This window comes from Methanobrevibacter sp. (assembly GCF_045636185.1).
In the GTDB taxonomy this organism is placed as follows: domain Archaea; phylum Methanobacteriota; class Methanobacteria; order Methanobacteriales; family Methanobacteriaceae; genus Methanocatella.
Window position 1 is genome coordinate 1 of record NZ_JAZTXC010000043.1, and the last position, 7,924, is coordinate 7,924.

Consider the following 7,924-nt stretch of genomic DNA (forward strand, 5'->3'; position numbering starts at 1 on the left):
GATTACTCTGATAAGAATAAATGGACTAAGGTGGATAATACTTTCTATTATAATGGTGTTTTAGGTGTTGGTGAGTCTGCTAATTTCACTATTGCGTTTAATACTCATGTGAATGGTACTTTTGTTAATTGTGTTGTAGCAGGTTCTAATGGTACTGATAATGATACTGCTGAGAATAAGACTGTTGTTAAGAAGCCTGATATGGTTGTTGAAAAAGTTACTATAACTCCACTTGTCTATATTGGAGAAGAGGCAATATTTGAAATTGCAGTTAAAAATACTGGAGAAATTAAATTACATGATGTATTTGTTGAAGAAACTTACTTTGATGATGGTTTATCATATAATTCTTGGATTATAGATGAAGATTGGACATATTCATTCGTTAATGGTAAACACAGATGGATTTTAAATGAAGTATTGAATCCTGGTGAAATCTTTACTTTCTTTGTAGTATTTAATACTCATAAAGTTGGAACATTTAATAATATTGTAACTGCAGGTTCAGATAAGACTGATAATAAAACCGCAGAAAACAAAACTTTAGTTTATGAAAATGATACTCCAGAATCCAATTCATCTAACAATCCTGATTTATCTGTTGAAAAAGTTGCATTAGAAAAACTATTAAATATCAATGAGCAGGCTATATTTGAAATTATTGTTCATAATATTGGTGATGTAGAATTAAATGGTGTTACCGTATCTGAAATTGAACATGATGGATTAAAATATGCTAACTGGTATGATCATTCTGGTTTATGGACCTATAATAATGACTTTACCTGGACTTTAAAAGACATATTGTATCCTGGTGAATATGTTACATTCTTTGTAGTATTTGATACAATCGAAATAGGTGAATTTATCAATATTGTTTCCGCTATTTCAGAAGAAACCCCTGAAAAATATGCAAATGATACAGTTGAAGTAATTAACAATACTACAGAAACTCCTGAGGAGCCTACTCCTGTAGTTCCTGAAGAACCTGAGGTTCCAGAAGAGCCTACTCCTGAGGTTCCAGAAGAACCTGAAGTACCTGAAAAACCTATTCTTGAAGAACCAGAAGAGCCTACTCCTGAGGTTCCAGAAGAACCTGTTGTTCCTGAAACTCCTGAGGAGCCTACTCCTGTAGTTCCTGTTGAACCTGTTGTTCCTGAAACTCCTGAGGAGCCTACTCCTGTAGTTCCTGTTGAACTTGTTGTTCCTGAAAACCCTGTTACTCCAGAAAAACCTGTTAATGAAACTTCAAAAACTTCAAAAACTCCTAATAATGTGAATAATGCTAATGTTTTGCCTGAAGCAGGTAATCCATTAATTTTAGTATTGCTTGCATTAATTGCTTTGGGAACTGCAACTTTAAGAAGAAGAAAATAGACTATAATGGGAAAACTTTCTTTTCCCAACTTTTTTATTTTTTCAATCTATATGAATTATTTGCATTCATGCTTTTTTTACACAACTATTGATTATATTAAAAGTAGATACCATAATTCAATAGCGTTTTATATATACTTATTAAATATTAACCATTAATTCATTTAAGTGATGGTTACTTAAAAAAAGATAAAAGAAATTTAATTTAAAATTTCTTTCATATGTTCTACACGTTTTTGAACTAATGCTTCAGTTCCAACATCGCTTCTGTGGTAAACATTACCTTTAACACAATCACATGCTTTTTCAGCGATTTTTTCAGCTTCAGCGATACTATTGCCACTTGCAACTATACCAAGAGCTCTAGATCCGGATAAATGAATTCCATCATCTTCCAATCCGACAGCTGCATAAAATACCTTTGCACCCATATCTTCGATAGTTTCTTCATCCACTTTGATAATTTCACCAGCATGTTCCGTTTCAGGATATCCGTCAGGTACAATGTATTTACATACACTTGCTTTTGGCTCAAATTCTACTTTATCTAAAGTACCATCCACAATTGCTTGACAAATGTCAATTAATGGAGTTTTAAGTAATGGTAAAACATTCATTGCTTCAGGATCACCGAATCTTGCATTGTATTCAATTACACGTGGTCCATCAGCAGTTAGCATGAATTGTCCATATAAGATACCTTTGTATGGTTCAGCTTCTTCAGCAATAGCTTTTATTGTATCTTCCATGATTTTAACTGCTTTATCATAATCTTCTTGGGTTAAAAATGGTAATAATCCATTTGCATCAGAATATGAACCCATTCCTCCAGTAATTGCACCTACATCACCTTCAAATGCATGAGGATGATCTTGAGCTGCAGGCATCGGAGCTAAGTGTTCACCATCACAGAATGCTTGGATGGTAAATTCTTCACCTATTGCTCTTTCTTCAATAATTACTTGTGCAAATCCACCCATAGCATTATCTATAACTTCTTTTGAATATTCTTTTGCTTCATTATTGTCTTTCAAATGGTCTCCAACAATTTTTACTCCTTTTCCACCGGTTAATCCTACAGGCTTAACAACGACATCTTGGTCAAAATCATCTAAAAATGCACTTAAGTCATCGTAGTTATCAAATACTCTGTAAATTAATGATCCTTCGATATCATAATCTTCAAATAATTTTCTCATGAAAGATTTGTCGGTCTCTATTCTTGCTGCACTTTTGCATGGTCCAACACATTTGATTCCATTTTTTTCAAGCTCATCTACGATTCCTTTTTCAAGGGGAGCTTCGGGACCAATAAATGCAATGTCAATGTTATTTTCTTTAGCATATTCCGCTACTTTTTCGACTTTTCCTTCATTACCTTGCTTAAATTCTGCAATTTTACTCATTCCAGGGTTTACTTTACTCATATAACAGTATAGCTCAACATCATCTTTTAAACCATCTGCTATCGCATGTTCACGAGCACCGGTTCCAACAACTAAGACTTTCATAATAGATTCTCCTTATGTATAGGGTATATCTTTAAAAATATTTAAATACTAACACTTGCATATACAAGTGTATAGTTGCATATGCAAGAGAGGTAGAATATGGAAAAAAATTCAAATATAGAAATGATTACGGGAAATCCTAAAAAAGCAATAAACAAATTATCTATTCCTATTATTGCTAGTATGTTTTTAATTTTTGCAAATAATATTATTGACAGTATTTGGGTAGCGGGTTTAGGTCCTGAACCTTTGGCTGCTCTTGGATACATTACTCCACTATTCATGGTTCTTGTCGGATTTGGAAATGGAATCGGTGCAGGTGGTAATTCATTAATTTCACGTTATATTGGTGCTGAAGATAAGCATTCAGCAAATAATGCAGCAATTCACAATATAATTTTAAGTATCATAGTATCAGTTGTAATTTCTATTATTTTTATATTGGCTATGGAACCCATGCTTAAAATTATGGGAGCAAGTAGTGTAATTAATTATGCAATGGAATATGGTTTTATTATATTCATATGGACTTTTGCAGTATTAATGCCTCCAATCATTGGTGGAGCATTTAGAGCTGAAGGAGATATAAAAAGAGCTACAATACCAATAGCAATTGCTGCTGTTATTAACATGATTTTAGACCCAATATTTATTTATACTTTAAATTTAGGAATTGCCGGAGCGGCTTGGGCAACAGCACTTGGACCATTTATTAGCTTACTTTTAATGTTCTACTGGATATTTGTGAAAAAGGATACTTATCTATCATATAATTTGAAGGATTTTACAAATGACTGGAGAATGTATAAGGATATTTTGGTTGTAGGTATTCCGGCCAGTTTGGAACAGTTGGTACTGTCTGTTTTAACAATCTTTGTTAATTATATGCTTACTATTGTATCAGGACCAATTTCAGTAGCCGTATATACTGCAGGATGGAGAATAATAAACATTGGTATGCTTCCAGCAATAGGTGTAGGAACAGCTGCGATTTCCGTTGCAGGAGTTGCCTTTGGAGCTAAAAAATATGAAAACTTAAGAGTCACTGCACGTTATGCTGTAAAGGTTGCCTTGATAGCATCAATAATAGTTTGTGCAATATTATATCTATTTGCAGACCAAATTGCATTTGTATTCTCATATTCCAAAAACAGTGCACAACTGGAACCGTTAATAGCTGATTTCCTTCAAATAATGTGTTTATTTATTTTGTATGTTCCATTTGGTGCAAGTGCGGCTAATGTATTCCAGGGTGTTGGAAAAGGAACAATATCCTTTATTTTAACCGTATTTAGGGAATTTATACTTGTATTAATATTTGCATACCTTTTAGGATTTGTCTTCAATATGGGCGAATTTGGAATATATTGCGGAATGCTTTTAGGTGGAGGAATAGGGTCCATGATATGTTACACCTGCATTGAATTATATATCAGTAAATTAATAAAAGAGAGGGATGCCAATGAAATTTAGCGAAGAGTTGCCATCAACTCCATTTATTTCATTAATTTATAGAATGCATGCCAAGTATTTAAATAATAAAATAAAATCTTTTAATTTAACCTTTGGTCTGTATCCCTTTTTAATTGAAATTTATAATCATGATGGCATTAGCCAGGAAGATTTGGCTAAAATTCTTTATTTAAATGAAAGCACTGTAACTAGAAATCTGGAAAAACTTGAAAAAAGGGGGCTTATTATACGCACTCCTCAAAAAAGAAAAAAGATTATTACCATTACGGATGAGGGCGCAGAAGTTGCCAAAATGGTTATGGATTATGATGAAAAATGGGATGAAATTATTAAAAAAGATTTAAGTGAGGAGGAATATAATTCTTTCAAAAAAACATTAGTAAAAATTTCTGAGGGTCTTGTATGAATCAAACAATAGAAGATTTAAAATCAAGAAGAAGTATTCGTAAGTTTAAGGATGAACAAATTTCAGATGAAGATTTAAAAACAATTCTGGAAGCTGGTACCTATGCACCTACTGGTCAGGGAGCACAAAGCCCAAAAATAGTTGTAATTCAAAATCCGGATACTATTAAAGAGTTTTCCGCATGGAACAGGAGCTTTTTCCCAGTAGATGTTCCGGAAGATTTGGATCCATTATATGGTGCAAAGACATTATTGATAGTTCTCGCAGATAGTGAGTATCCAACATATGTCGAGGACGGGTCAAGCGTATTGTGTGTATTGGTTAATGCAGCTCATGCTGTTGGTGTAGGTTCATGCTGGATTCATCGTGCAAGAGATGAGTTTGCCTCTCCTAAAGGAAAAGAACTCTTAAAAGAATGGGGTATTCCTGATACCTATGAAGGTATTGGTCACGTAGTATTGGGTTATCCTGATATGGAAGCACCGAATCCGTTACCTAGAAAAGAAGATTATATTCACTTTGTGGATTAATTTTTTAAAAAAAGAAATTTAAGATGAGTAATATACTCATCTACATTTTTTCAGGAGCAGGTACTCCTAAAATATCTAATGCATTTTTAATTGTCGTTTTAGCCCTATCAACTAAAATCAATCTTGTATCTTCTAAATCTGAACCAATAACCGGTTCTGATTTGTAGAATTTATTGAATGATCCGGCTAAATCTTGACAGTATTGTGTAATGTTGTGCACTCTTTTTTTGTTGGCACAGTCTTCAACAACCTGTGGGAATTTAGCTATTAGCCTTACTAAATCTTGTTCTGTTTCGTTAGGTATCCAGTTTTCATCAATTTGAAGACTTGAAATATCTTTTCCAGATTTGTTTAGTAACTTGCAGGATCTTGCATGCGCATATTGAATGGATGCACAGCCTCTTTCAAAGCTTAATGCTTCATCCCATTTAAATGTCAAGTGTTTTTCTGGAGATAATTTTGCAATAAAGAATCTTATGGCACCAATTCCAATTTGTTCGGCCATCGGTGCAATTTCTTCATCAGTTAAATTAGGATTTCTTGATTTGATTTCATTTGCTGCTCTCAATATTGCCTCATCAACCAAATCATCCACGGATACAAATTTGCCTTTTCTGGTTGACATTGATCCTTCAGGCAATGTGATAAATTCGTAAAATATCACTTCAGGAGCTTTTTCCTTTAAAATTTCTTCAAAGATTACCTTCATTTGCTTTGAAGATAATTTATGGTCAGAACCTAAAATATCCAAAACTACATCACCAAGAGTTGCTTTATATCTGTGGTAAGCTAAATCTCTTGTTGAATAAAGTGAAGTACCGTTTGACCTTCTTAAGACAAATTCCTTTTCAATATTGTAGAAAGTTAAATCGATGTAGTCAACTTCTCCATGTGATACAAATCCTTCCTTTTCAAAGTAGTTTACAAGTTCATCTACATCTCCGTTTCTTATGAAATTGCCTTCCCATACAAAATCGTCATGGTGAATATTGATTCTGTTTAAAGTTTCTTTTATTCCAGATACACAGCTTTCAACTACATGTTCAAAGGTTTTATTCAATTCTTCATTTTCACCTTTCTCATATTCCTGAATGAGTTCACTTACCTTCTCATTAGCATTTTCGTTTTCATCAACTTCTTTATTGGCAAGGAAATATAGCTTACCAATCTTTTCGTCAATTTTATCTCCTTCCTGGTCTTTAATTTTTAAACCCATTTCGCGTATACCATAAACGATAATTGCAATTTGTCTGCCCATATCATCTACATAATATTGGGTTTCCACGTCACGACCTGCCAATTTTAATAATCTAGCAAGTGAATCTCCAAAAATAGAGTTACGAACATGTCCAATATGCAAAGGTCCATTCGGATTAGCGGATGTATGTTCTAAAACAATTTTTTCATCTACTTTTTCTAGTTTTCCATAATTTTCATCAACTTTTTCGAGTAATAGTTTTGCGAATTTTGAATAGTCAATAAAGAAATTAACGTAAGGACCGAAGTTTTGAACTTTTTCAAATATGTCTGGAACTTCAATTTTAGAAACTAAATCCTCAGCAACAAGATTAGGAGAGGTTTTCAATTTTTTTGTAAGTGCAAAAGCTATTGTACTGGCTAAGTCTCCTAATTTTGGGTCTGGTGGAAATTCCAAACGGAAATTTCTATCTATATCTTCATCATATTGATCTAATGCTTTGTTTAAAGCATCAATTGCTTGTTTTTCAATTTCAAAATACATTAACTCACCTTTACAATCCTCTTATCCATAGTGAAAGATTACCTATCCACGGAATCACAACAGGGTTATCTCCAAAAGTAAGTACTCTTGCCTGAATTTGATTCGATGTTACATAATAGGGGTCGGGCCGCTGATTATTGTCCCCCTTTATCACATACATCGTCGTTCCGTTTATTTCTGTAATATTAATAATTCTGTGAATGACTGGCTGGTTAAACCACTTTGCATTATAGACAACGATATCTCCTACCTGAACATCTTTAGGATCAAATTCATGGATTCCTAATAAATCAGCTTTTTGAATAGCTACAATATCTCCTCTATAGAATACAGGTTCCATACTTCCTGAAACAACTACATTTAAGTGTTGCGCCACGATTAAAACGATTGCAAGTATTATTATGTACGATGCAACCTCTTTGTAATCTACCATTTTAACACCTTATAATCTATTTTTTTTATTAAAAGCTACAGATAAAGCTATTTCAATAGCATCTGAAGTATCTTGTAAATTTTCCATGCTATGAGCACTTGAAATAAAGTTACATTCAAATTGGCTAGGTGGTATGAACACACCTTCTTTTAAAAGAGCTCTAAAGTATCTTAAAAAACTTTCAGTATCTGATTTTTTAGCATCAGCATAATTATAAACTTCAGCAGGATTTAAATAAATTTGGAACATTGAAGCAAGTCCTACACATTGGATATTATATTGCTCATCATCAATTATTGATTTGATATTTCCTCTAAGGAAATTTCCTTTTCTCTCTAAATCCTTATAAAATTTATCATCCAATTGTGATAGTGTAGATAATCCTGCCTGGACAGAAATTGGATTACCACTAAATGTTCCTGCCTGATAAACTGGTCCTTGAGGGGCTATTAA

Annotated in this window: 7 protein-coding genes and 1 pseudogene; 4 read left to right on the forward strand and 4 right to left on the reverse strand. The window is 33.1% G+C overall.

The features are described 5' to 3' along the window. Window positions 1-1,377 (forward strand): hypothetical protein (locus ACKI3Q_RS02680; RefSeq protein ID WP_407414011.1); only part of this gene is annotated, 1,377 nt, incomplete at its 5' end. Between the two features lie 200 nt (window positions 1,378-1,577). Here the strand turns inward: ACKI3Q_RS02680 and purD are convergent. After that, window positions 1,578-2,888 carry a phosphoribosylamine--glycine ligase gene (gene purD / locus ACKI3Q_RS02685; protein ID WP_407414013.1) on the reverse strand — a complete coding sequence of 437 codons (1,311 nt, stop codon included), beginning with the start codon at window positions 2,886-2,888 and terminating at the stop codon, window positions 1,578-1,580. A gap of 99 nt (window positions 2,889-2,987) precedes the next feature. Between purD and ACKI3Q_RS02690 the strand changes: the two genes are divergently transcribed. Genes ACKI3Q_RS02690 through ACKI3Q_RS02700 form a run of 3 tightly spaced genes read left to right on the forward strand, consistent with a single transcriptional unit; the run spans window position 2,988 to window position 5,297 of the window. Then, window positions 2,988-4,361, forward strand: coding sequence for an MATE family efflux transporter (locus ACKI3Q_RS02690; RefSeq protein ID WP_407414015.1), 1,374 nt, complete (start codon window positions 2,988-2,990; stop codon window positions 4,359-4,361). Continuing rightward, window positions 4,351-4,767 (forward strand): MarR family winged helix-turn-helix transcriptional regulator, encoded by a 417-nt coding sequence (locus ACKI3Q_RS02695; RefSeq protein ID WP_407414017.1) that lies wholly within the window; start codon window positions 4,351-4,353, stop codon window positions 4,765-4,767. The genes ACKI3Q_RS02690 and ACKI3Q_RS02695 overlap by 11 nt, the downstream gene beginning before the upstream one ends. After that, complete coding sequence (locus ACKI3Q_RS02700; protein WP_407414019.1) at window positions 4,764-5,297, forward strand: nitroreductase; 534 nt, start codon at window positions 4,764-4,766, stop codon at window positions 5,295-5,297. The genes ACKI3Q_RS02695 and ACKI3Q_RS02700 overlap by 4 nt, the downstream gene beginning before the upstream one ends. 40 nt (window positions 5,298-5,337) lie before the next feature. On the opposite strand, the gene argS is transcribed toward ACKI3Q_RS02700, so the two are convergent. The 3 genes and pseudogenes from argS to ACKI3Q_RS02715 all read right to left on the reverse strand — a co-directional run. Continuing rightward, window positions 5,338-7,038, reverse strand: a complete 1,701-nt coding sequence (gene argS / locus ACKI3Q_RS02705; protein WP_407414021.1) for an arginine--tRNA ligase — start codon at window positions 7,036-7,038, stop codon at window positions 5,338-5,340. A gap of 10 nt (window positions 7,039-7,048) precedes the next feature. Further along, window positions 7,049-7,471, reverse strand: coding sequence for a signal peptidase I (locus ACKI3Q_RS02710; protein WP_407414023.1), 423 nt, complete (start codon window positions 7,469-7,471; stop codon window positions 7,049-7,051). Between the two features lie 9 nt (window positions 7,472-7,480). Continuing rightward, window positions 7,481-7,924: pseudogene (locus ACKI3Q_RS02715) on the reverse strand (aspartate aminotransferase family protein); the annotation flags it as partial.